The following is a 24,159-nucleotide window of genomic DNA, read 5'->3' as shown; positions in this document are numbered from 1 at the left end:
GGTTCTGGCTCAAATCGCTGATCACAAGATCACCCGCCTCAACGATCTCATGCCGTGGTGTTACGCTGCTAAGCCAGCGTAACAGGGCCTATTTCCGTTTTGTAGGTCGGGTTCGCCGGACGCACACAATATAATAGTAATTTTGAGAGTTTGTGTGGCCGTATTTGCTGTAAATGTAGAATAATGTTTCATGGGGGCCGTTTTTAAAGTCAGGGCATCTTTCCTCCGTTCGAGCGCATGAAAAAAATCTTTTCTACGCACTCATCCAGCTTTGGAATGCCATACCGAGCTTAGAGGAACTCTACTCTGTAAACTCGCTCCCAATGATCCCAAAACGCTTGGAGAGCGCAATGGCTTTGGTAGAGAGTTTCAACACACAGCAGGACGAGAGCAATAAACTCGCTGTCTTTCCAACCTTTCACAAGGTTGAAGGCAAAATGGTTGTTGTTGTTGGCTGTGGTGATGAAGCTGCTGCGAAGGTAAGGCTTCTGGCGCAAACCAAAGCACACATCCGCGTTGTCAGCCATGAGCGCCCAAGTGCAGCTCTGGCGCAAGCCGTTGCCGAGGCGGACGGCGTCTTCATGCTCGCCGTATCCAATCCGGCTTATCTGGATGGCGCAGTCCTCGTGTTTGCTGCCACCGATGAAGAAGAGACGGATCGCGAAATTGTGGAAGCAGCTCGTGAGAAGGGCATCCCGGTCAACGCGGTGGACCGTCCTGAGCTTTGTGATTTTTACACCGGTGCGATGGTCAATCGTGCACCTGTTGCTGTGGCGATCACCTCAACAGGCGTTGGCCCTGTTTATGCCCGCCACATCCGCGCACAGGTTGAAGCCTTGTTACCACGTGAAGCCGGTCAACTCGCAAGGTTGGCAGACAGCTTCCGTGCTACAGTTGGTAAGCTGATGCCTTCGGGAAGTGCGCGTCGTCGCTTTTGGGCTGAATTTTTTTCAGGCTCTGTTGCTGCGAACACTTTTGCTGGTGAGACACAAAAGGCTCTGACCGAAGCGCATCGCTTGCTGAACAGTGAGCAGGATCAGCGGGGATATGTCTGGCTCGTGGGCGCAGGCCCGGGCGCAGAAGACCTGCTGACCCTGCGCGCACAGCGTGTCCTGCAAGAAGCAGATGTTATTTTCTACGATGCATTGGTACCGGATGCCGTGGTTTCCATGGGTCGCCGCGATGCAACACGCATCAGCGTAGGAAAACGCAAAGGAACGCACAGTTCAACGCAAACGCAAATCAACCAGTTATTAGTCTCTGCTGCCAAGTCCGGCAAACGGGTTGTCCGCCTGAAAGCAGGGGACCCGATGGTGTTTGGCCGGGCTGGAGAAGAGATCGCTGCGCTACGTGAGCATAATGTTGATTTTGAGATTGTACCCGGTGTAACCGCTGCATTCGCCGCAGCGGCCAGCGCTCAAATACCTCTGACATTACGAGGGGTTGCCTCCTCACTGGTGTTTGCCACAGGGCACAATCAGCACGGAGATGTCCTCCCGGATTGGGCGGATCTTGCGCTGAACGGAGCGACAACCGCTGTTTATATGGGCCGAACCGTTGCGGGCAAAGTGGCGGGCCTGCTGGCAAAATCCGGATTGGATTTATCCACCCCAGTCATGGCGATTGAGAACGCAGCCCAGACAAAAGAACGCAATTTTGCAGGCACCCTGCAAGACCTTTGTAATTTCGAGCAACACGATAGCGTCACCGGACCCACACTTATCATCATTGGTAAGGCAGTGGCCCACGCAGATCAGTCGCGTTCGCTCCCTCTAAGCCCAATTAAATTCGAGAAGTTACCGGCTGTTGTCGCAGCCTAGGGAGAGACCCGATGAAAACTATTACCGCCAACAGACTGGTCGATGGTGATGTCGTCTGGCTCGGCCACAACGGAGAGTGGGTCGAGTTTGTTGAGGCCGCCTGGATCCTTAACACCGACGAAGACATGACCTCAGCTCTGGATTTCGCGAAAGCCGGTGAAGACAAGCAGTACGTTCTCGGCACCTACGCGATTGATCTGGAACTGAAAGACGGCCACCTGCAGCCAAAGAGCCTGAAGGAGCGCATTCGCGCACAAGGGCCAACCACTCGCCTTGACCTCGGCAAGCAAGCCGAACGCCATCTGCGTTCGGCCTAAGTCCTTTTAGATTCAGGAGTTTCCATGTACCGCTACGATGAATTTGATCGCGACTTTGTTAATCAGCGCGTGAGCCAGTTCGAAGATCAGGTCCGCCGCCGTATGTCTGGCGAGCTGACCGAAGACGAGTTCAAGCCGCTCCGCCTGATGAATGGCCTTTACCTGCAGCTGCACGCTTACATGCTGCGCGTTGCAATTCCATACGGCACGATTAATGCTAGTCAGATGCGTAAACTTGCCCATATTGCAAGGACTTACGATAGAGGCTACGGCCACTTCACAACGCGCCAGAACGTCCAGTTCAACTGGCCAAAGCTCTCTGATACGCCTCAGATCCTGCACGAACTTGCCGACGTCGAGATGCACGCCATCCAAACCTCCGGCAACTGTATCCGCAATGTAACCTCCGATCAGTTCGCAGGCGCCGCCGCAGACGAGTTCGCAGACCCACGCGTTTATGCAGAAATCCTGCGCCAATGGTCCTCCCTGCATCCGGAATTCCTGTTCCTGCCGCGCAAGTTCAAAATCGCAATCACAGGCGCTGAGCACGACCGCGCTGCTGTGCAGGTCCACGACATCGGCTTGCAACTGACCCGTAACGAAAACGGGGAAATCGGCTTTGTCGTCTTCGTGGGTGGCGGCTTGGGCCGTACGCCGATGGTGGGCCGTAAGGTACGGGATTTCCTACCGGAAAATGACTTACTAGCCTACAGCGAGGCGATCCTGCGTGTCTACAACCGCTATGGCCGCCGCGATAATAAGTACAAGGCTCGCATCAAAATTCTGGTTCACGAAACCGGTCTGGAAGAGCTGAGACAAGACATTGAGACTGAGTTCGAGGCAACCAAAAACGGTATCCTCGATCTGCCAAATGAAGAAGTCGTTCGTATCAACGAATACTTCGCACCGCCGTCTTTTGAAGCCTTGCCAAAGATCAGCACAGAGCTGGAAGCAGCCAAACGCGAAGACCGGGATCTGGCTTTGTTTTCAAGCCGCAACCTGCATGCGCACAAAGCGGAAGGCTACACATCTGTCACCATCTCGCTAAAGCCAATTGGTGGAGCGCCAGGGGATGCAACAGCCGATCAGATGGACGTAATTGCTGATGTAGCAGAACGGTTTGGTCATGATGAATTGCGTGTCACACATGAGCAGAACCTCGTTCTGCCACACGTCAAGCTGCAAGATGTCCCCACTGTCTACAAAATCTTGAAGGCCAGTGAGCTTGCAGATTCCAATGCCGGTCTGATAACCGACATGATCGCTTGCCCAGGTCTGGACTACTGCGCTCTGGCAAACGCACGCTCAATTCCAATCGCTCAGGAAATTTCTAAGCGGTTTGAAGAGGTTAAGCGTCAGAACGAGATCGGTGATCTGAAACTGAAAATCTCCGGCTGCATCAACGCCTGTGGTCACCACCACGTCGGCCACATCGGCATTTTGGGCGTAGACCGCAAGGGCGAAGAGCTCTATCAAATCACACTGGGAGGTTCTGCGGATCAGAACACCTCTATCGGCAAAATCATCGGTCGCGGCTTCCCGGAAGCAGAGATCACTGATGCCGTTGAGACTGTTGTCGATACCTATTTGGCGAACCGCCTGGATGAGGAAGAAAGCTTCATCGAAGCCTATCGCCGCCTGGGTGATCAGCCATTTAAGGACGCTCTTTATGGAGCATAGTCAATCACATAAGGCCTCTTTGGAGGCACAGGTAAAGCTGCTGAACCGGATGTATTCTGAGCGCGATGCTCAGGATATTCTGGAGCATGCGCTCACAGAGCAGTTCTCTGGAGAGATTGCTCTGGTGTCGTCCTTTGGAGCTGACAGTTCCGTGCTGCTTCACATGATCTCTCAGATCGATGTGCGTACACCAGTCCTGTTTGTCGACACCGGCAAACTGTTCGGTGAAACAAAGCGCTATCGCGATGAGCTGGTTGAACAGCTTGGTCTTTTGGACGTGCGTGTCATCACGCCTGAACCGGAAGATCTTGCTGAGAAAGACCCAAAAGGTGCTCTTTGGGCATCTGATACTGATGCGTGCTGCCATATCCGCAAGGTGGTTCCACTCGCAAAAGCACTTGGTGGTTTCGAAGCTTGGATCTCAGGCCGCAAACGTCATCAGGCCGACACTCGAGCCAGTCTGGAGCATTTTGAAGTCGAAGAAGGTCGCATCAAAGTGAACCCGCTGGCCAACTGGACCGCAGCCGAAGTCCTTCAATACGCAAAGGATAATGGCCTGCCACCACATCCGCTGGTCGCAGAAGGGTACCCATCCATCGGCTGCATGCCATGCACGGATAAAGTTGCCCCAGGTGAAGACCCACGCTCAGGCCGCTGGCGTGGTCAGAACAAAACTGAATGTGGAATTCATTTCTCAAGTGCGTCCAAGGGCGGCGCAGCCCAAAGCATCTGAGGTTCAAATGACAACAGAACTCAAAAAGACCACTGAGATCTTCAAGAGTAACAAGATCGTTGCCGATGACTGGGCCTACCTCGCAGAGGATGAAGCTCTGCCTGCTGAGGGGAAAATCATCTTCTCTCTGGAGCGTTTTCTGGCAGAAGAACAACAGCTTAAGCAGACAAGTCTATCATTAGGTGTTGTGCTTCGTGCTGGTGAGAAGGCTGAAAAGCTGGCGGATCATCTTGAGGCTCTTGAACTCATCGCAGTGGATTTCCCAAGTTTTGCAGATGGCCGAGGCTTCTCTGCTGCGCGCATCCTGAGAGACGGTCTGCGCTATACTGGTGAGATCCGTGCAGTCGGTCCATTCATTCTCGACCAGATCGGCTTCATGCTCCGCGTTGGCATCAACAGCTTTGCATTGGACAACCCACGTCTGCGTGCAGATCTGGAATCTGGTAACCTCAATGAGGTCACCGCCTACACACAACCAGTCTTTGCGCGAAAAGAAGCGCCCGCTGGTACGAGACCATGGGCGCGACGTCCAATCTGATTTTAGGTCAAGATACTCAAATTCAAAGAGAAAAGGCGGACCAAGCGCCCGCCTTTTTCCTATTCGGCTGGTTGAGCCTGCAGCTGGTTGGACGCTGAAAGCATCTTTCCATTGAGCTTTAGGAACAGCCAGACTGTTGCAATCTGGATCACGATCAATGGGGCATACAGCGCGAAGTAGGCGATGGACATGGAGCCAAGAACACCGAGCTTCACAAGGCCTGCATTGATGACGAAGTTACCGAAGACGAACAATGCAACACCAGGGCAAACCAGCGCGTAAGAACCTGGAGACTTGTCCGGACCAGCAATCCAGCGATCATAGTAACCAACCCTCTTCATGACTGCCCAGCCGATCAGACCAAACAGGATCTGGATTGCGAACAGGCTAATCAGGAAAACATAGATACCACCAGCAGTTACCGGTGCATCGAAGTTATGCGCAAGGCTCATTTTTATGCGGTAGATTGCAATGCCAACAACGGTCAGGAATGGGATGATGATCCAGAGTGTTGGTGTGGTTTCACCTGCTGCCTTGTGCTCCATCATAGAACGGAAGCCGAGGATCAGTTTGATTGTCCCCATCACAATCGCTGCGCCGATGAATAGAGCGCTACCCGCAATACCAATCGCCGCAATCACCTTGGTTTGACTCATAGCTGCCGGAGCAGAGAAGCCAACGCCAATCATGGCAAATGCGAACACGGAGATCATCTGACCGAGGCTGTTGTTCTTTGCGCACTCATATCCACCCTCTGTCAGGACACGGGAGATGAAGTCCAGATAGATGCGGAAACCCAACACTCCGATGGCTGCAAAAGCCAGCAGGGAGAAGGGGAACAGGATTTCGCGAATGCTCCAAAGGCCTGGCACAAACACCGCACCCGCGATGAAGCTGACATTGACTGTCATGGCAAGAGCCAGCGGAATAGTCATCAGTTGGCTTTCCGCATTGGAGTTTTTAAAACCCTCAAAAACCTTGGTTTTTTTCCACTTTCCGTACTCGGAGAAATTCCAGAACAGCAAGCGAAAGTGCAAAACTGAGAAGAAGATAATACCAACCGCGGCCACAACAATCAGCGCCTGCATAGCGATGGAACCGTTGCTGAAGGCTTCAGTCAAAGAGGCAAAGTTAGCGATAGGAGATCCCTTATGTGGTGTCATCCACATAAGGTACATAAAGAAGCTAATTGCCAAGCCACCTGCACCAACGGCGGACAAAAAGTACAGAGGAGAATACCGCTCACCTAAATTAGAAAGATAACGCATTGGGCTAATCCTTTTTTGAAGTTGAAATTAATATATTAGAAAATACTAAAATAACAATACATAAAGTTAGAAAAATCTAATATAGAGATAATGCATTGAATTTAATAAGGTAAAATAAGCATTGTGTTCGAACTTGCACAAAATGACACAGTCTCGAGTTCAAATTTGAGTAGATGAATTCTTCTGGGTTTTCACAAGCCGAGTCGCGCGATAGTCTAAGTGTTCTCTTTTTGTCTCCCGGAGCAGATCGTGCTGAATGCGCTTTATCAGTGGGCAACCAATCATGTTGACCCATTTGCCAAAAATCATATGGAATGGGAGAGCAAGACGCATTTACAACAACTGCGTTCTCTCGTGTTTATCTTTCCAAAGCACACTCTGGTTCTATTGCTGGTGGTGCTGGTCGAAACCATTCTGACTGTCTTCCTGCTGTCATTTGTTGGCTTCCTGATTGATCAGATGGAAGCGAGTGGACCAGAGCTGTTCTGGCAGCAGAATATGTGGCTGATTGTGACTGCTGCGGTCGCATTTCTCGTTGCAAAGCCGGTATTTTCAATTGCTTATGAAGTTCTGATTTCACTGACACTTCACGTTAATATTCTCACCTCATCGCGTGTCACGTTCTTTGATCGACTGCTCAATCAGGACATGACGTTCTTTCAAAAGGAGTTTGCGGGAAACCTCGCCAGCAAAACCTTTGGAGGTGGGCGAGAAGTTGCAGAACTGTTCTGGGCGGGGATTGGGATTGTCATCCCAAATTTTTTCTTCGCAGGGTCGCTCCTGATCGCATTGTCATGGCTTCATTGGTATCTTGGAGCAGTCATGCTTATCTGGATCGGATTGTTTGCTGTCCTTGCGTATATCCGCGTGCCAATCATTCGTGATGCTTCAAAAGAAGGAGCAGATATCGCGCATGCCGTGAATGGTTCTGTTGTTGATGTTTACTCCAACATTCAGACTGTGAAACTCTTTCAGGGTAATGATCGTGCGCTTGGCCATTTCACAAATCAGCTCAGAGGTTTCAAAGAGGCAATAGTTAGGTTCCGCTCCACAGTGGTTACATCACGGATGCTTGTTGCACTCGTCGGAGCATGTGGTCTTGCTGCATTTACGGGCCTAAGTCTTGCGTTGTGGCATCAACAGGCAATCACAACGGGTGAAGTTGCAATCGTCCTTGGTTTTGCCATTCGCCTGGAAGGCAAACTGCTGGAAATATTTGCTCAGTTAACCGGTCTTTTCCGCTCTTATGGCTCATTTAAATCCACCGCCAGAACCATGGAGCACTCGCTTGGCCTTGTTGACGATTCTGAGGCCAAGAACTTTCGCTATGAGAAGGGTCTCATTGAGTTCAACAATGTCGACTTTGCCTACGGCCAGCAAACTGCGATTGTGAAAGATCTGAATTTCATCATCCAACCCGGTGAGAAGGTTGGTATCGTTGGTCACTCAGGTGCAGGCAAATCAACAGTCGTGAATCTGCTGCTGCGCATGTACGACGTTGAAGGTGGAGCGATCACCATTGATCATCAGGATCTGCGAAGTGTCACGCAGGAGTCTCTACGTGTAGAAATCGGGTTGGTGACACAGGACACCTCGTTGTTTCATAGGTCTATTTTCGACAACATCTCGCTTGGAAAAGATGATGTCGAGATGGAAGATGTTCGCGAAGCTGCCCGCCGAGCGCATGCTTTGGAGTTCATTGAGGCACTGGAAGACAACAAAGGCCGAAAAGGCTTTGAGGCATTCGTGGGGGAGCGTGGCATCAAACTTTCCGGTGGGCAGCGTCAACGGATTGCATTGGCCCGTGTGTTCCTGAAAAATCCGCCAATACTGATCCTGGATGAAGCAACCTCGGCGCTAGACACCAAGCTGGATGCGGACATTCAGGAGATCCTGAACGATGTGATGAAGGACAAAACCACCCTCGCTATTGCCCATCGCTTGACCACAGTTGCCAGAATGGACCGTCTGATCGTGATGGACAAAGGGCAGATTGTTGAAGCAGGAACGCATGCGGAATTACTGGCGAAAGACGGGATATATGCAGAGCTGTGGCACAATCAGTTTTATGGAGTAAAGAGCTCGACAACAGATTTGACACCAACAGAAACCCAGTAAAACTCCCCCAAGAAGAGAATTGCGCCGCCCTCTTACATGAACTAGCGTTTGGATGACCAGCACAAAGCTTATCATCCGAGGGGGGCGGTATGACAGAGTTTAGCGCGACACTTAATTCTCAGAATTTGAAAAAATACAGCTCAATTATCAATGGCTTACAGTGTGATGCATCCTCTGGAGAAACCATTGATATGATCTGTCCAAGCACGGGCTTGCCATACGCAACGATTCCTCGGTGTACTGCATCTGATGTCGGGAAAGCGGTTTCTTCTGCAAGAACAGCGCTCATCTCAAAGGAATGGGCTTCGCTATCTGCAAGGCAACGCGGAGAGCGTTTACTAAAGCTTGCGGAGTTGATTTCGCAAAACCGGGACCATCTGGCAGAGCTTGAGGCACGTGACACCGGTAAACCCTTAAGCCAGGGCTACGGGGACATCGATACTGCCGCCCAGTACTTCCGGTTTTATGGTGGAGCGGCTGACAAAATCACGGGTGAGACACTACCGATCGCGGTTGATTACCTCGCAATGACAGTTCGCGAGCCGCATGGCGTCGTCGCCTCCATCGTGCCGTGGAATTACCCCATGCAAATCTTCGCGCGAGTTGCAGGGGCAGCGTTAGCCATGGGCAATACATTGGTTGTCAAACCCTCTGAAGATGCCTGCTTATCCATTATTGAAACAGCCAATCTTGCAGTTGAAGCTGGTTTTCCAGCTGGAACACTCAACGTTTTGACAGGTTTAGGAGAAGAGGCTGGAGCTGCGCTCTCCTACAATCCTGAAGTGGATTTCATCACTTTTACAGGATCGCCAGATGTGGGGACTCTGATCCAATCCGCAGCAGCTCGCAATCATATCGGGTGTACATTAGAGCTTGGCGGCAAGTCCCCGCAAATTATCTTCGAAGATGCTGATCTGAGCAAAGCACTACCTGTCATTCAGGACTGCATTTTGAATAATGGCGGTCAAACCTGTTCTGCTGGATCGCGTGTTCTGGTGCATCAAAGTCGTTGGGAAGAGACAGTCGATACATTCAGAACCGCCTTTAGAAACACTGTCTCAGGCCAATACAAGGATAATCTAGATCTCGGACCATTGATTAACGCCAGCCAACTCCGCCGTGTAAACGCTTTCTGTGAGCAGGCGGAAACAGACGGCATTCCGCTGATTGGGGAAGGCACAATCGCCCCGGATGCGCCGACAGAGGGCTATTACACCACAGCAAAAGTCTATGGTCCGGTTCCAACAGATCACTCACTTGCGCTGGACGAAGTCTTTGGCCCGGTTCTCTCGCTCATTCCGTTTAGAACGGAAGAAGAAGCAATTCGCATTGCCAATAGCACTCCCTACGGGCTCGTAGCTGGCATTTGGACCAAGGACATTGCAAGAGCAACGCGTGTTGCCAAAGCCATCCGGTCCGGTCAGGTCTTCGTAAACACCTACGGTGCAGGTGGAGGGGTTGAACTGCCATTTGGTGGGGTCAAGAAATCTGGTCACGGCAGGGAAAAAGGCTTTGAAGCACTTAAAGAATTCTCTGTTCTGAAGACCATTGTTGTCAGTCACGCTTAAGGCGGACTTTCACACGTGGGGAGGAAAAGCGTGTCAGGACGATTGGAAGGAAAAACCGCGATAATCACGGGTGGTGCAGCTGGTTTTGGAGAAGGCATCGCTCAAAAATATGCACAAGAAGGGGCAGCGGTCATCATCGCTGACCTCGATGGAGTTGCAGCAAGAAACCTTGCAGACACAATCGGTGACACAGCGTATGCCATCGAGACAGACGTGACCGTGCGCTCCGATGTGAAAGCGATGGTTGCTTATGCAATTGAGAAAACTGGGCGGCTGGATGTCGTCGTCAACAACGCTGGCTACACCCACCGCAACTGCCCTTTAGCACAGGTAGATGAAAACAACTTTGACCGCATTCTAGAGGTGAATGCCAAAGCCATCTATCTGACAACGCTTGAAGCTTTGCCTGAGTTGGAAAAACAAGGCGGCGGCGTCATCATCAACACCGCGTCCACGGCGGGCATCCGTCCCCGTCCCGGGCTCACCTGGTACAACGCTTCCAAGGGCTGGGTCATCACAGCGACCAAATCCATGGCGGTAGAGCTTGCTCCTCAAAACATTCGCGTCAACGCTTTATGTCCAGTGGCCGGAGAAACCGGCATGCTGGAACTCTTCATGGGCGAAGACACCCCGGAGAAGCGCCAGCAGTTTCGTGACAGTATTCCTTTGGGGCGCTTCTCTAAACCAGAAGACATTGCAAACGCAGCACTCTGGCTTGCTTCAGATGAAGCTCAGTTTATCACCGGTGTAGCCTTGGAAGTCGACGGAGGTAGGACAATCTGACGGCAGGGTGCCGTCAGACTACATGGCATCAAGAGTGGTTGCAGAAGACGTTACAATGCGGTTGCGGCCAGATTTCTTGGCTCTGTACAGGCAACGATCCGCAACCCTCAGAGCGCTCGCCAGTGACTTCTCAGAGCCTGCTGAAAGACCGACACTGATCGTTGGCGCAAACGTATGCTCGTCATTACCAGGATCTGTGACGGGCATGGAACTTCTGAGCTCAGAGAGAAACTGCTTGGATGTCGGTTCATCAATATCAGGCAGTGCAACGCAGAACTCGTCTCCGCCAATGCGAATGGCGACGCTTCTTGGCGGCAGGAGATCCGAAATGCGATGCGCGACAGAGATAATCAGGTTATCTCCGGTTTCATGGCCAAACTTGTCATTGATCTGCTTAAAGCGATCAATGTCGATCATGGCATATCGCATCTCCTTGCCAGCAAGCATCTGGTCTTTATGAAGTTTATCGACGACGTTGTAGAGGTGGCGACGATTAAACAGGCCTGTCATCGGGTCACGATGAGCCATCTCGGTCAGTTCACTTATGCGGTCCAACTGATTGAGGTTCTGCGAAACGCGCAGCATCAGCTCCTCAGGTGTGCACGCCTTGTTTAGGAAGTCGTTAGCACCGGATTTCAGAAACTTCGCAGTAAGGGCTGGGTCATCTGTTGCTGAGATTCCGATGACTGCCAAAGTACTGAAGCTATGCCTCCGCCGGATCTGCGTCATGACTTCAAAGCCAGTCGCTCCCGGCAGCAAATGATCAATAATCAGCAGCTTGATATCAGGGTTTTGCTTGAGTGTTTCCAACGCTTCTTCGCCGGAAGTTGCTGTGATCACCTGAAGGCAATAGAGCTGAAGCCGCTTCTTTAACAACGCCAGTGCATGCGAGGAATCGTCCACGATCAATACTTTGGTGCTGAGGTTCCTGTCGACGCGATTGACCAGCTCACCAAGGTAACCAAGGCTCGCAGGAGAATCCTTGAGGACGTAATCTACAATCCCCTTCTTCAGAATTGATCTTCGGGTACCCTGATCAAAACGCCCCGAGAACACGATTGTCGGCAGTCCGGCGTCGATAGTGAGATCTACAACCTCACCATCCGGCGCATCTGGAAGCGTCAGATCAACAAGAGCAAGGAATGGCTTTACCTTACCTTCTTCTAAAATAGTTTTTGCCTGAGCATACGTTTTCGCTGTCGTGACATGATAATGCCCCGCACGCTCAATCTCGCTTTCAGTTACGCGAGCAAAGAAATTGGCATCTTCAACGAGAAGAATGCTCTTTTTCTGATCTGGCATGTGATGTCCTCAAAAACCAGCAAATGCGATTTAAATTGCGTTTGCAACCTATTAACCGCCATCAATAGCCTCGAATATGGTTTGTAATAAACAACATTTGAAATGTATTTAAAATTAGACATAAAGTTGTGATAAAATTAAATAAAATCAAAAATTGCATGATAGACTAGGAATTCTGAAATTAAATACCCAGTGAATTCAAAAATATGTAAGTATAATTTCGTATAATCTCACATTTTTGTGATGTTTTGACGAAAATTCGATCCGCATATGTATTTGTAATTAGTTAAATTCGAAATATAAATCGGTTTAAATTAAGTTCCCTGGAAGTATCTCTTGGGAACTATGCTGTGACTGGCTCTAGTAAATATTATGAAAGTTAAAATTGCTGGACATCATCCACTCAACTAATGGGTGTGGTATCCACAGTTTCGCGTGAAAGTCACACCCCATCCAGTGAGAATCAGACGTTCATCAGCAGGTATTCTCGTTCCCAGGCGCTGATAACGGACATAAAGGTCTCGTACTCTTCAAGTTTGATGGCTCGATATGTGGCAACAAACTGTTCGCCGAAAATCTCCAGCAAATCATCGTCTGCTTCAAACTCATCAACGGCATGAAGCAATGTACGCGGGAGTTTGCTCATCACCTCACTGTTGTCGGTGTCTCTCGGCTTATCAGGCTCAATCCTTTTCTTGATACCCAGGTATCCGGCGGCAAGGCTGGAAGCGATAACGAGATACGGATTGGCATCAGACCCCGGCACCCGGTTTTCTAACCGTCGCGCATCCGGAGACGAACTGGGAACACGAAGCCCCACAGTGCGGTTGTCGTAGCCCCAGAACAGGTTGGTTGGAGATCCACTATCCCGCGCGAAACGGCGGTAGGAGTTCACATAAGGTGCCATAATCGGCATTAAAGCGGGCATGTAACGCTGATGCCCACCAATAAAATGATAGAAGGCAGGCGTTGCCTCGTTCTCTGCACTGTTGAAGATGTTCTGTCCTGTCTCCCGGTCAAGGATAGACTGATGAATATGCATAGATGACCCTGGCTGAGAGGACATCGCCTTGGCCATGAAGGTGGCGTAAATGTTATGGCGCAACGCGGCCTCGCGAATGGTGCGTTTGAACATAAACGCCTGATCCGCCAGCTCCAGAGGGTGGCCGTGTCTCAAGTTGATTTCCATCTGAGCAGCACCCTCTTCATGAATAAGGGTGTCGATTTCCAGTCCCTGAGCCTCAGAAAGATCATAGATGTCGTCAATCAACTCGTCGAACTCATTAAGAGCGGAGATTGAATAAGACTGCCTGCCAACTTCAGGGCGACCAGAACGACCAACTGGAGGCTCCAGCGGATAATCGGGATCGGTATTGGGCTTAACCAGATAAAATTCCACCTCAGGGGCGATAATTGGTTGCCAGCCCTCAGCATCATAAAGCTCAAGAACGCGCTTTAGGACATTACGCGGAGCAATCGGGAAGGGCTTCCCATCCTTGGTGAAAGCATCATGCAGGAGCTGAGCTGTCGGGTCAGTCTCCCAAGGCACAATGGTCAGCGTTGAATAATCGGGCTTGAAATAAAGATCGCCATCCGTCGGATTATATTGAAACCGATCATCATCCTCAGGGTAATCGCCAGAAATAGTCTGGGCGAAAATAGAGGAGGGCATTGTCAGCGTGTTGCTGCTGAAAAACTTGTTTGTCGGCATCATCTTGCCGCGTGGTACCCCGGCAACGTCAGGTACAACACACTCAATATCTCCAATGTTCCGGGCTTGCAGCCAGGTGCGGGCTTCTTCAAGGTCGCTCACACCGCGCATATTAAGCGCCGCTTCATCATCCGGATTAATTTCAGAACTCATAGGACTTCCAATTGGGTTTGCTACCAAATGTTCGTGGCAGCGTTTCACTCATGAAAAGTAATTCAGCTCTTTGCGGCTGCTATAAGATCCAGCTTGCTTCTGGTTGGGGTAGTAGTCTAGCAGAGGTCTGCTCAAGTCGGAAACTATGTTGTTTTGTGGAAGTTTAATTGTACCTTCTCTTTAATCGTTCCGAGTGTGTAATTACGCCTCATTCTAACAAAATTACAATGCTTACTTAAGGTGATAATGTGGTCATCTAAGCCAGCCTACAGCATTGAGAACTGGTTGTTTTCTTGAATTTTGGATGATGAATAAGAGCCAACAATGTCTGATGACACTCTGTGGCTTCTTTCAGGTTCCCAGTACAGTTGAAGACACTTCAGATAGCGGACCGTTGACCAGACGGCAGTGAAGAAGAAGTTTCTAGTGCTTCTGAGATTAAAGTCGGAATCATTGTTCTCAATAAAACCTTTGATTCTAGCCAACAGCTTCTGGACATGGGTTAAGGCTGCACACTAAAAACCCTGATACTGTTGAGAGGACCTGAGAGCTGGGTGCCTGAGACACCCAACGAACCTACGGCATTCCTGTAAAATATTGGGTTGGAATGTAGGCCGAAATTAATCTGCCACCAGAAGGATATACCATGGCGGCTATATGCAGAGGCTCGCTTCGCCAAGGTGCTTTGAGCCCCTGTGTTTGAGATTGGAGTATTTGAGAATGAAAACCGTAATTTTGCTATCGGGAGCAGTAGCGCTGGCTCTCTCTTTGTCTGCCGCCAATGCTAAGGATCGTATTGTAAATGTCTACAATTGGTCCGACTACGTTGATGCGCAGGTTCTCAAAGACTTCGAGAACGAGACCGGTATCACTGTGAACTACGATACCTTTGATTCCAATGAGGTTTTGGAAACAAAACTGCTGACTGGCAAGACTGGTTATGACGTTGTTGTCCCAAGTGCCACCTTCCTTCAGCGCCAGATACAGGCGGGCGTCTATCAGAAGCTCGACAAGGACAAACTTCCAAATCTCAAGCACATGGATCCACTTCTGCAAGAGCGTACTGAAGTGTTCGATCCAGGCAATGAGTTCTCCGTCAACTATATGTGGGGCACCTCTGGCTATGGGGTAAACGAGGAAAAGGTGCGTGCACTCAATCCAGATGCTCCAATTGGCAGTTGGGATTTATTGTTTGACGTTGAAGAGCTCTCAAAAATCGCGGGATGTGGTGTATATGTGATGGACGAGCCGGATGAAATGTTCCCGGCTGCGCTGCATTATCTCGGTCTCAATCCCGACTCCAACAGCCCGAAAGACATTCGAGCGGCTGGCGAACTTCTGGAAACAATCCGCCCTTACATTCGTAAATTTCACAATTCTGAATTCGTAAACGGCCTTGCCAACGGCGATATCTGCTTGGCTTACGGCTGGTCTGGTGATGTATTGCAGGCAGCGGACCGTGCTGCAGAGACTGATAAGGGCGTTGAAGTCACCTACATCCTGCCGAATGAAGGCGCACAGATGTGGTTTGACCAGATCGCAGTTCCCGCTGATGCAGAGCACGTTGAAGAAGCACACGAATTCATCAACTACCTGATGCGCCCGGAAGTGATCGCGAAAATGTCGGATTATGTCTACTACGCCAACGGCAACAAAGATGCGACAGTTCTGGTGGATGAAGAAGTGACTTCAAATCCGAACATCTACCCGACAGATGAGGTGAAGCAGCGCCTTTACACCATCGGAGCCAAGCCGCTTAAAGCACAGCGCCTGATGAACCGCACCTTCACAACTGTCAAAACCGGTCACTAAAAACTACGGGCCTGCGAATGTAGGGTTGCTCAGTAACACGCAACCCTACCTTGAACGATTGACCACGCAGGCCGCTGAAAAGGATTGGAGTATTGGCGAAAAAACCGCTTGGCCCCGTACGTCGTGCATTTTCACCTTGGGACGACCCGAGCGAGCAGCCTTTTATTGAATTTCGGAATATCATCAAGCGTTTTGGCAATTTTGTTGCCGTTGATAACCTTTCTCTCAAAATCTACAAGCGTGAGTTCCATGCCCTGTTGGGCGGGTCTGGGTGCGGTAAAACCACTTTGATGAGAATGCTTGCAGGGTTTGAGGCCCCATCTGAAGGTCAAATCTTTCTGGAAGGGCGAGACCTCGCCAACGTGCCGCCATATAAGCGCCCGGTCAATATGATGTTCCAGTCCTACGCGCTCTTCCCGCACATGAACGTCGAAAAGAACATCGCCTTTGGCTTGGAAATGGACGGCCTGCCTTCCAAAGAGATCAAAAGCAGGGTCATGGAGATGCTTAGTCTGGTCAAGCTGGAAGGATTTGCCAAACGCAAGCCGCACCAGTTGTCCGGTGGTCAGCGCCAACGCGTTGCACTCGCGAGATCCCTCGCCAAACGCCCCAAAGTACTCCTCCTCGATGAACCTCTTGCTGCGCTCGATAAGAAGCTTCGTGAAGAAACCCAGCTGGAATTGATCAATCTGCAAGAACAGCTGCGGATGACGTTCCTGATCGTGACCCATGATCAGGAAGAAGCGATGACCGTGGCAGATCGCATCTCGGTTATGGATAAGGGCAAGATCCTTCAAAATGCGACACCGGGAGAAATCTACGAGCAACCCAATTCCCGATTTGTGGCGGAATTCGTTGGTGACATCAACGTTCTGGACGGGCAAATCACCAATAAGGAACTTGAGGACGTCAAGATGTTCTCATCTGTTCTGGGTAGCCATTTGGATGTTTGCTATCCAACCTCTGCAAACGTGGGCGATCATGCTGCTCTAGCCATCCGTCCGGAAAAGATGCGTATCTCCTTTGATAAACCAGAACGCTTGGGTACCAATGCCATACAAGGAGAAGTCTGGGATATCGCCTACATGGGCGACGTGTCCATCTATCATATCAAAGTGGCTGAGACAGAGACGCTGCGGGCGATTGTTGCCAATACAGCACGGCTGGTTGAAAGACCGATCACTTGGGAAGATCAGGTCTGGCTGTCATGGGACAGCGATGCCGGCGTGATCTTGACACGATGAGAGGTGCCAAATGACTGACCCTAACCTCTCATCAACCGACCTCATGAGATCAGAAACGATCCCACCACCACGTCATGAACTTCAGGCACCGGAGAACTCACCGACCAATCCAACCGGAAAATGGGGCCGCTTCGCACTCATCTGTGTGCCATACGTCTGGCTGCTGCTCTTCTTCCTTGTTCCGTTTGTGATTGTTGCAAAGATCTCGTTGTCTGAAGCAGCCGTTTCAATTCCGCCTTACTTGCCGGTAATCGATTGGGGAAGGGGGCTGCTTGGACTTTGGGAAGCTGCGCAGCGCTGGTCGCTAGATAATTACATCTGGCTAACAGAGGATGATCTCTACTGGCGCGCCTATGTCTCTAGCCTGCAAATAGCTTTCATATCCACATTACTGACCTTGCTCGTTGGTTTCCCACTTGCTTACGGCATGGCAAGGGCACCAAGAAGCTGGCAACCAACGCTGGTTATGATGGTCATCCTGCCGTTTTGGACCAGTTTTCTGATCCGGGTCTATGCGTGGATCGGCATCTTGAAAACTGATGGTCTGCTCAATCAGGCACTAATCACGATCGGTGTCATTAATGAGCCTCTGGTTATCCTCAACACCAGCATCGCCGTCTACATTGGCATTATCTATTCTTACCTGCCTTTCATGGTCCTCCCGCTCTATTCATCTTTGGAAAAACTGGACACGACCCTGATAGAAGCTGCAGAGGATCTGGGTTGTCCACCCTGGAAGACCTTCTGGCGGGTAACAGTCCCTCTTGCCATGCCCGGCGTGATTGCAGGGTGTTTCCTCGTCTTCATTCCAGCCGTAGGAGAGTTCGTCATTCCCGACCTGTTGGGAGGCTCATCAACACTGATGATCGGGAAAACCTTGTGGGTTGAGTTCTTCTCCAACAGGGACTGGCCAGTTGCGTCCGCGGTGGCAATTGTTCTTCTGGTATTGCTTGTGATTCCAATCTTGCTGTTTCAGCGGCACGAGACCCGACGCAACGAAGGGGACTTGTAATGCCGTCAAAACCGAGTTGGTTTAATCTCACATCACTGGTTTTGGGGTTCAGCTTCCTCTACTTGCCCATCGTCATTCTGATTGTTTTTTCATTCAATGAATCTCGATTGGTCACGGTTTGGGCCGGCTTCTCCACCAAGTGGTATGCATCCTTGCTGCAAAACGAACAGCTGTTGGAAGCTGCTTGGGTCACATTCCGTATCGGTCTCACATCTGCAACTCTGGCAACGGTTCTTGGCACATTGGCTGCGCTGGTCTTAGCCCGGCAAGGACGCTTCTTCGGACGGACTTTGTTCTCGGGGATGATCTATGCACCACTTGTGATGCCAGAAGTCATCCTCGGGTTGTCATTGCTGCTTCTGTTCGTGGCTATTGATCAAAATCGCGGTTTCTGGACAATCATGATTGCCCACACCACATTCTCCATGTGCTACGTGGCGATCGTTGTGCAATCCCGCCTTTCTGGATTTGACCGCTCCTTAGAGGAGGCTGCAATGGATCTGGGCTGTCCTCCTGTCAGAACATTCTTCCGCATCACCCTCCCTCAGATCCTGCCAGGAGTGCTCGCAGGTTGGATGCTGGCATTCACATTGTCACTGGATGACTTGGTGATCGCGAGCTTTAATTCCGGACCCGGATCAACCACTTTGCCTATGAAGATTTATTCTCAGGTGAGATTGGGTGTGACGCCAGAAATCAATGCTATTTGCACGATACTGGTCGTTATCGTGACGATTGGCGTCATCTTGGCATCTCTCCTCACCAAAAGGCAGAGGTTCAAACGCATGGAAGAAGAGCGACTCGCAGCAGCTCATCTTTAAGAATTTTCATGGGTCTGAGTGTTACATTCTAAAAAATTGTGCACCGCAAACACCCATTCCTCCCAGCTTTGTGGTTTTCACCTCAATAAATAGTCGCTCTCTGTACAAAGAGCACTTGGCGAGGACATAAAACACAGCTATCAACATTGCTGTCGCTATACCTATTTTCCCTAGGAGGGAACGGCAGGATGCTGATCCGGATGGAGGGTCAGGTCCCATTGCCAGCATGAAAAGGCGGTATTGCTTGCGTTCTGGAGAATGAGAAGCGTGAGTTCTACCAACTCATGTATTGGGAGTTTATAATGAATAAAGTTTATCCAAGTGCTGCCGCTGCTCTGGAAGGACTTACCTTTGATGGCATGACCGTCATGGCAGGTGGGTTTGGTCTCTGTGGCATTCCTGAAAACCTGATTATTGCGCTGCGAGATTCTGGTGCGAATGACCTGACCGCCATATCTAACAACGCAGGCGTTGATGACTTCGGTCTGGGCCTGCTGTTGCAGACGCGCCAGATCAAGAAGATGGTGTCGTCTTACGTTGGCGAAAACGCAACTTTCGAGCGTCAGTATCTGGATGGTGATCTTGAGCTGGAATTCAACCCTCAAGGTACTCTTGCTGAACGCATCCGTGCAGGCGGCGCAGGCATCCCGGGTTTTTACACCAAAACTGGTGTTGGCACCCTGATCGCTGAAGGTAAAGAGCACAAAGACTTCAACGGTGAAACCTACATCATGGAAACCGGTTTGGTTTCAGACGTAGCTCTCGTGAGTGCATGGAAAGCTGACAAAGAAGGCAACCTGATCTTCCGTAAGACAGCGCGCAACTTCAATCCGGTCATGGCAACAGCTGGCAAGACCACTGTCGTAGAAGTTGAAGAGCTTGTCGAGATCGGTGAGCTGGATGCGGATCAGATCCATACTCCGGGTATCTTCGTTGACCGCATCGTTGTTGGCACATTTGAAAAGCGCATCGAGCAGCGCACTACACGCGAAGCTTAAGGGAGGGCAGTAATCATGGCTTGGAATCGTGACGAAATGGCCGCCCGTGCGGCAAAAGAACTGCAAGATGGTTTCTACGTTAACCTCGGCATTGGCATCCCGACACTGGTAGCAAACTACATTCCAGACGGAATGAATGTAGCTCTGCAGTCAGAAAATGGCATGCTGGGCATGGGCCCGTTCCCGACTGAAGATGAAGTCGATGCAGATCTGATCAATGCAGGTAAGCAGACCATCACTGAACTGGACCGTACCAGCTATTTCTCTTCTGCAGACAGCTTTGCGATGATCCGTGGCGGTCACATTGACCTCTCCATCCTCGGTGCGATGGAAGTCTCCGAAGAGGGTGATCTCGCCAACTGGATGATCCCTGGCAAAATGGTCAAGGGCATGGGCGGTGCAATGGATCTGGTGGCAGGCGTTAAACGCGTTGTGGTCATTATGGATCACACCAACAAACGCGGCGACAAAAAACTCCTCCATAAGTGCGCCCTACCGCTCACCGGTGTAAAATGCGTCGACCGCATCATCACCAACCTCGGCGTCTTCGACGTAGTCGACGGCGGCCTGAAGGTCGCAGAAATGGCTGAGGGTGTTACTCTGGAAGAGATCAAAGAGAAAACTGAAGCGAATTTGGTAGAGTAACCAAACTTCACTCTGACAAGACAAGAGAGGGCAATTTGTCCTCTCTTTTTATTTGTATGTAATGAGAATAATTGTTAAATACTTTCCTTCTCAACGAAGGTATTTGTTCTGTGATCACTCTAAATGAAGAGCTGTTGATTGCGTCTGGCGGGATCCGCAATATCTATCAGCACCCAGAGAATTCGAAGATTTGTATCAAGGTCGATCGCAATTCCAAAGGACCAGCTGCAGGGTCTACATTGGCTGAAGCTCGCCTCTTTGAGAAATTGATGAATCAGAGAGAGCAGAAGGAATTCTCAGCTATTTCGAATTACAGAGGTAGAGTTGAGACGAGTCTTGGCTTTGGTGCAACCTTCGATCTGATTACTGACGAAAATACAGAGCACCCCTCTCAAATATTGATGAAGATACTGCAGGAAGATCAATCATTTATTCAAACTGATCGCTTTAAAAAGGCTTTGAGGATCTTTCTACGGGCTTTGGTGCGAGATGCTGTATTATGTCAGGACATTCGCCCATGGAACATTTGTGTTCAGAAACGATCAAACGGAGATCTCAAGCTCATTCTGATTGATGGTGTTGGGCATAATAAGAAGCAGTGGTTTGACGGCATCAAGCTGTTTATTCAGCTCAAGATGATTTATTACTTCTTTAGCAAATACATCTATCCGGAAAATCGGCTTCTGCAATTCTACAATAATCGCCGTAAGAATTATTCTTGGAAGCCTGGCCCTTTGTTCTTTAAGAACAAAGGTGTCAAGGACGAAGCCGACGCAAGTTCGTAGATTTTGGAACTCTCAAGATCCCACTTCAACGAACAAACTATCTCTGTGTTCCTGAGGCAGTTGGTCCATATGTACATGCTGAGGCTCATCAGGGAGCACTGCATATTTCGGGCCTGACTACTTTTGCAACCGAGGCTCAGGCGCAGGTAACAGATCTACAGGCGAGAGAGATTATCTCTCAAATTTCCGCAATTGCTGAAGAAGAAGGCGTTAGCCTTACCAATCTTATTAAGATGACGATCTTTGTTACTGATTTGTTAGCTTTAGGAGAACTGCGCTCAGTTCTGGCTGATGTTTATGGTGACCACCGTCCAGCGAGTTCACTCGTAGAAGTTCAAAAGCTCTTCCATCCTGATCTCAAGATTGAAATTGAGGCGACATTAGCGCTCACATAAAGCTAAGAAACTTGCTCTGGTCGGGAAGTTGAGGCATTGTTCGCTTCAGTTTTCTGAACGGATGGAGCACTATGTGATCCCAATAGACGTACTGGCTGGTTTTTTCACTGTCACTGTTTTGCTGGCATTGGCACCAGGCCCTGATAATATTTTCGTGCTGACGCAGTCTGCAGTGTGTGGTCGTATGGCGGGTATCGCGGTGACGCTTGGTCTTTGCACCGGCTTGATTTTTCACACGACGGCTGTGGCGCTCGGTGTATCCGTGATTTTTCAGGCGTCCGAGTTGGCGTTTACCTTCGTCAAGGTGCTTGGTGTCGGGTATCTGCTTTATCTCGCGTGGGGAGCCTTCAGAGCGAAGCCTGAGCCGGTGCAGCAAAATAAGGTCGATCATTCTGCTTTGATTCCTTTGTACCGTCGCGGTGTAATCATGAACATCACCAATCCGAAGGTTGCGATCTTCTTCCTTTCGTTCTTTCCGCAATTTGTTGACCCTGCCTACGGTCCTGTTATGCCGCAGTTCTTGCAATTGGGGGCGGTATTTATGCTCTCTGCAATTCTGGTCTTTGGTTCAGTCGCCTTCGCAGCAGGTGCCATCGGCGATCGTTTGAGCAAGTCTATAACTGCTCAGAAAGTTATGAACCGGATTGCCTCTGTCGTCTTTGTCGGAATGGCGCTGAGACTGGCAGCTGCAACCAGATAACATCGGATACAGATGCATTGGATACCAAAAAAGCCGCTGAACATTTCCAGCGGCTTTTTTATTGCAAATTCTTTCTGTTCTTATTCGGCAGGCACCATTGAGGTGCCTCTGGAAAAGCGCTTATTGCCGCGTTTCTCGCGGAACGTATCGGCACTTGTCTTTGCCAGCATAATAACCGGAATGATGCCCACCAACACGATACACAGGGCTGGCAGAGCAGCATCTTCAAAGGCTTCACGAGAAGCGGCGTTGTAAACCGTTGTTGCGAGTGTCTCGAAATTAAACGGGCGCAGAAGCAGCGTTGCAGGTAGCTCTTTCATGCATTCCACAAAGGAAAGCAGTGTCGCGGAGAGAATGACTGGCTTCATCAACGGCATGTGAACGCGGCCAAGGGTGCCCCATGCAGTCTGTCCCAGGCTACGAGACGCCATATCATAGTGCGGGGTAATCTTGCCAAATCCGCCATCTATCTGTCCGTATGACATAGCCAGAAAACGGACGACATAAGCGTAGATGAGCGCTGTACCTGATCCAATCAGAAGCAAGCCAGTACCAAACCCGAGCAAGGCTTCAGAACCCTCTGAGATCATGTTGTCCAATGCTGCAACTGGGAACAGAATGCCTACGGCCAGAATGGTGCCAGGTACAGCGTAACCAATCGAAGCTACCCGGCCCAGTGTCGTTGTTACTCTGCTTGGGAACAGGCGGCGGCGATAGGCAAGGGTCAGGCTGATGCCGATAGAAACAGCAGCGGCCACAGCAGCCAGCCAAAGAGTGTTGCCAGCAGCAGCCCAAAGGGCTGGTTCAAACAGATCTTCCACACGGCGACTTGCACGGCTCAGGAGCAACAATGACGGAAAGACAAAGCCCAGAATGATAGGCAGCGCACAGACAGCCACAGCAACCCAGCCACGCCAGCCCTTCAGCTCGTAGCTCGGCAAAGCACGATAAGTACCCGTTGTCTGATGAAAACGCTGTTTACGGCGGCCATAATATTCAATGAACATCAGCGCCAGCACAAACACCAGCATGATTGTTGCGATCTGAGCTGCGCCCGTCAGATTAGAGCGATTGAGCCATGTGTCATAAACAGAGAATGTAAGCGTTTGCACACCGAAAAAGGACACTGCACCAATGTCGTTCAGACACTCCATCAGAGCAAGGGTTACACCAACCACAATAGCAGGTCGAGCCAGCGGCAATGCGACCTTCCAGAACAAGCGAAATGGGCCTGCGCCGAGGGTACGGGACACATCCAATGCGCAAGCTGATTGAATAAGGAACGAGGCGCGTGCACTCAGATAAACATAAGGGTAGAGCACAAACCCCATAACAAACATGGCGCCGCCAAGAGAACGGATCTCAGGGAACCAGTAGTCACGAGAGGTCTTGAAACCAAAGATATCGCGTATCAGTCCTTGCACCGGACCAGTGTAATCCAGCAGTTCAACATATGAAAACGCGATAATGTAGGTCGGGACTGCAAAGGGCAACAGCAGCGCCAGATCAAACCAGCGCCGCCCGGGAAAACGGCACATGGTGACTAACCATGCTGTGCTGACCCCGACAACAAACACGATCACACCAACACCGACCATCAGCTGGAATGTGGTGGCAATCGAACGCGGTAGAATTGTTGAGACAAGGTGTGGCCATAGATTGCCCGAAGAGCCCATAGCCATAATAACAATTGCAAGAACCGGCATCACAACGAGGCCGGTTAGAAAGTAGGTCCCAAACGCAAGAAGCCGCTCCC

The 24,159-nt window shown here is 50.3% G+C and carries 21 protein-coding genes; 17 read left to right on the top strand and 4 right to left on the bottom strand.

Going from position 1 to position 24,159, the window contains the following annotated elements; translation table 11 throughout:
* Positions 1-323: 323 nt before the first annotated feature.
* From cysG to PsAD5_RS01355, 5 genes are read left to right on the top strand one after another with little or no spacing between them, the layout of a single operon-like run.
* Positions 324-1,820, top strand: coding sequence for a siroheme synthase CysG (gene cysG, locus PsAD5_RS01375; RefSeq protein ID WP_063290795.1), 1,497 nt, complete (start codon positions 324-326; stop codon positions 1,818-1,820).
* Between the two features lie 11 nt (positions 1,821-1,831).
* Positions 1,832-2,137, top strand: a complete 306-nt coding sequence (locus tag PsAD5_RS01370; RefSeq protein WP_063290794.1) for a DUF2849 domain-containing protein — start codon at positions 1,832-1,834, stop codon at positions 2,135-2,137.
* 24 nt (positions 2,138-2,161) lie between these two features.
* Positions 2,162-3,817 carry a nitrite/sulfite reductase gene (locus PsAD5_RS01365; RefSeq protein ID WP_063290793.1) on the top strand — a complete coding sequence of 552 codons (1,656 nt, stop codon included), beginning with the start codon at positions 2,162-2,164 and terminating at the stop codon, positions 3,815-3,817.
* A complete protein-coding gene (locus PsAD5_RS01360; RefSeq protein WP_063290792.1) occupies positions 3,807-4,550 on the top strand; it encodes a phosphoadenylyl-sulfate reductase in 744 nt (247 codons plus the stop codon). Before PsAD5_RS01365 ends, PsAD5_RS01360 begins: the two co-directional genes overlap by 11 nt.
* Before the next feature lie 7 nt (positions 4,551-4,557).
* Positions 4,558-5,088: a DUF934 domain-containing protein gene (locus PsAD5_RS01355; protein WP_063290791.1), complete on the top strand. Its 531-nt coding sequence runs from the start codon at positions 4,558-4,560 to the stop codon at positions 5,086-5,088.
* A gap of 59 nt (positions 5,089-5,147) precedes the next feature.
* Here the strand turns inward: PsAD5_RS01355 and PsAD5_RS01350 are convergent, their stop codons facing one another.
* Positions 5,148-6,356: a TsoY family (seleno)protein gene (locus PsAD5_RS01350; protein WP_063290790.1), complete on the bottom strand. Its 1,209-nt coding sequence runs from the start codon at positions 6,354-6,356 to the stop codon at positions 5,148-5,150.
* A 249-nt stretch (positions 6,357-6,605) separates the two neighbouring features.
* On the opposite strand from PsAD5_RS01350, the gene PsAD5_RS01345 reads away from it, so the two are divergent.
* The 3 genes from PsAD5_RS01345 (at position 6,606) to PsAD5_RS01335 (ending at position 10,825) form a co-directional block, all read left to right on the top strand.
* Positions 6,606-8,474 (top strand): ABC transporter ATP-binding protein, encoded by a 1,869-nt coding sequence (locus PsAD5_RS01345; RefSeq protein ID WP_208988442.1) that lies wholly within the window; start codon positions 6,606-6,608, stop codon positions 8,472-8,474.
* A gap of 89 nt (positions 8,475-8,563) precedes the next feature.
* Positions 8,564-10,042: an aldehyde dehydrogenase family protein gene (locus PsAD5_RS01340; protein WP_063290789.1), complete on the top strand. Its 1,479-nt coding sequence runs from the start codon at positions 8,564-8,566 to the stop codon at positions 10,040-10,042.
* A 30-nt stretch (positions 10,043-10,072) separates the two neighbouring features.
* Positions 10,073-10,825 carry an SDR family oxidoreductase gene (locus tag PsAD5_RS01335; RefSeq protein WP_063290788.1) on the top strand — a complete coding sequence of 251 codons (753 nt, stop codon included), beginning with the start codon at positions 10,073-10,075 and terminating at the stop codon, positions 10,823-10,825.
* 18 nt (positions 10,826-10,843) lie between these two features.
* On the opposite strand, the gene PsAD5_RS01330 is transcribed toward PsAD5_RS01335, so the two are convergent.
* On the bottom strand, positions 10,844-12,127 hold the full coding sequence (locus tag PsAD5_RS01330) for a diguanylate cyclase (RefSeq protein ID WP_063290787.1): 1,284 nt from the start codon (positions 12,125-12,127) through the stop codon (positions 10,844-10,846).
* A gap of 463 nt (positions 12,128-12,590) precedes the next feature.
* Entirely contained in the window at positions 12,591-13,991 is a 1,401-nt protein-coding gene (locus PsAD5_RS01325; protein ID WP_063290786.1) for a glutamine synthetase family protein, read from the bottom strand.
* 720 nt (positions 13,992-14,711) lie between these two features.
* Between PsAD5_RS01325 and PsAD5_RS01320 the strand changes: the two genes are divergently transcribed.
* From PsAD5_RS01320 to PsAD5_RS01280, 9 genes are all read left to right on the top strand, one after another.
* Entirely contained in the window at positions 14,712-15,803 is a 1,092-nt protein-coding gene (locus tag PsAD5_RS01320; RefSeq protein ID WP_063290785.1) for a polyamine ABC transporter substrate-binding protein, read from the top strand.
* 92 nt (positions 15,804-15,895) lie between these two features.
* On the top strand, positions 15,896-17,047 hold the full coding sequence (locus tag PsAD5_RS01315; protein WP_208981692.1) for an ABC transporter ATP-binding protein: 1,152 nt from the start codon (positions 15,896-15,898) through the stop codon (positions 17,045-17,047).
* Positions 17,048-17,057: 10 nt separating this feature from the next.
* Complete coding sequence (locus PsAD5_RS01310; RefSeq protein WP_063290783.1) at positions 17,058-18,059, top strand: ABC transporter permease subunit; 1,002 nt, start codon at positions 17,058-17,060, stop codon at positions 18,057-18,059.
* On the top strand, positions 18,059-18,880 hold the full coding sequence (locus PsAD5_RS01305; RefSeq protein ID WP_063286886.1) for an ABC transporter permease: 822 nt from the start codon (positions 18,059-18,061) through the stop codon (positions 18,878-18,880). Before PsAD5_RS01310 ends, PsAD5_RS01305 begins: the two co-directional genes overlap by 1 nt.
* 302 nt (positions 18,881-19,182) lie before the next feature.
* Positions 19,183-19,878, top strand: coding sequence for a CoA transferase subunit A (locus tag PsAD5_RS01300; protein WP_063290782.1), 696 nt, complete (start codon positions 19,183-19,185; stop codon positions 19,876-19,878).
* 15 nt (positions 19,879-19,893) lie between these two features.
* On the top strand, positions 19,894-20,523 hold the full coding sequence (locus PsAD5_RS01295; protein ID WP_063290781.1) for a CoA transferase subunit B: 630 nt from the start codon (positions 19,894-19,896) through the stop codon (positions 20,521-20,523).
* A 71-nt stretch (positions 20,524-20,594) separates the two neighbouring features.
* On the top strand, positions 20,595-21,308 hold the full coding sequence (locus tag PsAD5_RS01290) for a YrbL family protein (protein WP_208988438.1): 714 nt from the start codon (positions 20,595-20,597) through the stop codon (positions 21,306-21,308).
* 17 nt (positions 21,309-21,325) lie between these two features.
* The gene (locus PsAD5_RS01285) at positions 21,326-21,703 is read left to right on the top strand and encodes a RidA family protein (RefSeq protein WP_063290780.1); all 378 of its coding nucleotides are present in this window, start codon (positions 21,326-21,328) and stop codon (positions 21,701-21,703) included.
* Positions 21,704-21,776: 73 nt separating this feature from the next.
* Positions 21,777-22,403: a LysE family translocator gene (locus tag PsAD5_RS01280; protein WP_063290804.1), complete on the top strand. Its 627-nt coding sequence runs from the start codon at positions 21,777-21,779 to the stop codon at positions 22,401-22,403.
* An 80-nt stretch (positions 22,404-22,483) separates the two neighbouring features.
* Here the strand turns inward: PsAD5_RS01280 and PsAD5_RS01275 are convergent, their stop codons facing one another.
* Entirely contained in the window at positions 22,484-24,109 is a 1,626-nt protein-coding gene (locus PsAD5_RS01275) for an ABC transporter permease (protein ID WP_063290779.1), read from the bottom strand.
* Positions 24,110-24,159 lie beyond the last annotated feature (50 nt).

It is taken from the genome of Pseudovibrio sp. Ad5 (assembly GCF_001623095.1).
Taxonomy (GTDB): Bacteria; Pseudomonadota; Alphaproteobacteria; order Rhizobiales; family Stappiaceae; genus Pseudovibrio.
This window is presented reverse-complemented; position numbering and strand designations above follow the sequence as displayed.

Coding starts and splice junctions, on each gene's coding strand:
- PsAD5_RS01370 (WP_063290794.1), top strand. CDS start 1,832: ATGAAAACTATTACCGCCAACAGACTGGTCGATGGTGATGTCGTCTGG.
- PsAD5_RS01350 (WP_063290790.1), bottom strand. CDS start 6,356: ATGCGTTATCTTTCTAATTTAGGTGAGCGGTATTCTCCTCTGTACTTT.
- cysG (WP_063290795.1), top strand. CDS start 324: ATGATCCCAAAACGCTTGGAGAGCGCAATGGCTTTGGTAGAGAGTTTC.
- PsAD5_RS01360 (WP_063290792.1), top strand. CDS start 3,807: ATGGAGCATAGTCAATCACATAAGGCCTCTTTGGAGGCACAGGTAAAG.
- PsAD5_RS01325 (WP_063290786.1), bottom strand. CDS start 13,991: ATGAGTTCTGAAATTAATCCGGATGATGAAGCGGCGCTTAATATGCGC.
- PsAD5_RS01320 (WP_063290785.1), top strand. CDS start 14,712: ATGAAAACCGTAATTTTGCTATCGGGAGCAGTAGCGCTGGCTCTCTCT.
- PsAD5_RS01295 (WP_063290781.1), top strand. CDS start 19,894: ATGGCTTGGAATCGTGACGAAATGGCCGCCCGTGCGGCAAAAGAACTG.
- PsAD5_RS01355 (WP_063290791.1), top strand. CDS start 4,558: ATGACAACAGAACTCAAAAAGACCACTGAGATCTTCAAGAGTAACAAG.
- PsAD5_RS01330 (WP_063290787.1), bottom strand. CDS start 12,127: ATGCCAGATCAGAAAAAGAGCATTCTTCTCGTTGAAGATGCCAATTTC.
- PsAD5_RS01300 (WP_063290782.1), top strand. CDS start 19,183: ATGAATAAAGTTTATCCAAGTGCTGCCGCTGCTCTGGAAGGACTTACC.
- PsAD5_RS01310 (WP_063290783.1), top strand. CDS start 17,058: ATGACTGACCCTAACCTCTCATCAACCGACCTCATGAGATCAGAAACG.
- PsAD5_RS01305 (WP_063286886.1), top strand. CDS start 18,059: ATGCCGTCAAAACCGAGTTGGTTTAATCTCACATCACTGGTTTTGGGG.
- PsAD5_RS01340 (WP_063290789.1), top strand. CDS start 8,564: ATGACAGAGTTTAGCGCGACACTTAATTCTCAGAATTTGAAAAAATAC.
- PsAD5_RS01365 (WP_063290793.1), top strand. CDS start 2,162: ATGTACCGCTACGATGAATTTGATCGCGACTTTGTTAATCAGCGCGTG.
- PsAD5_RS01275 (WP_063290779.1), bottom strand. CDS start 24,109: ATGCCGGTTCTTGCAATTGTTATTATGGCTATGGGCTCTTCGGGCAAT.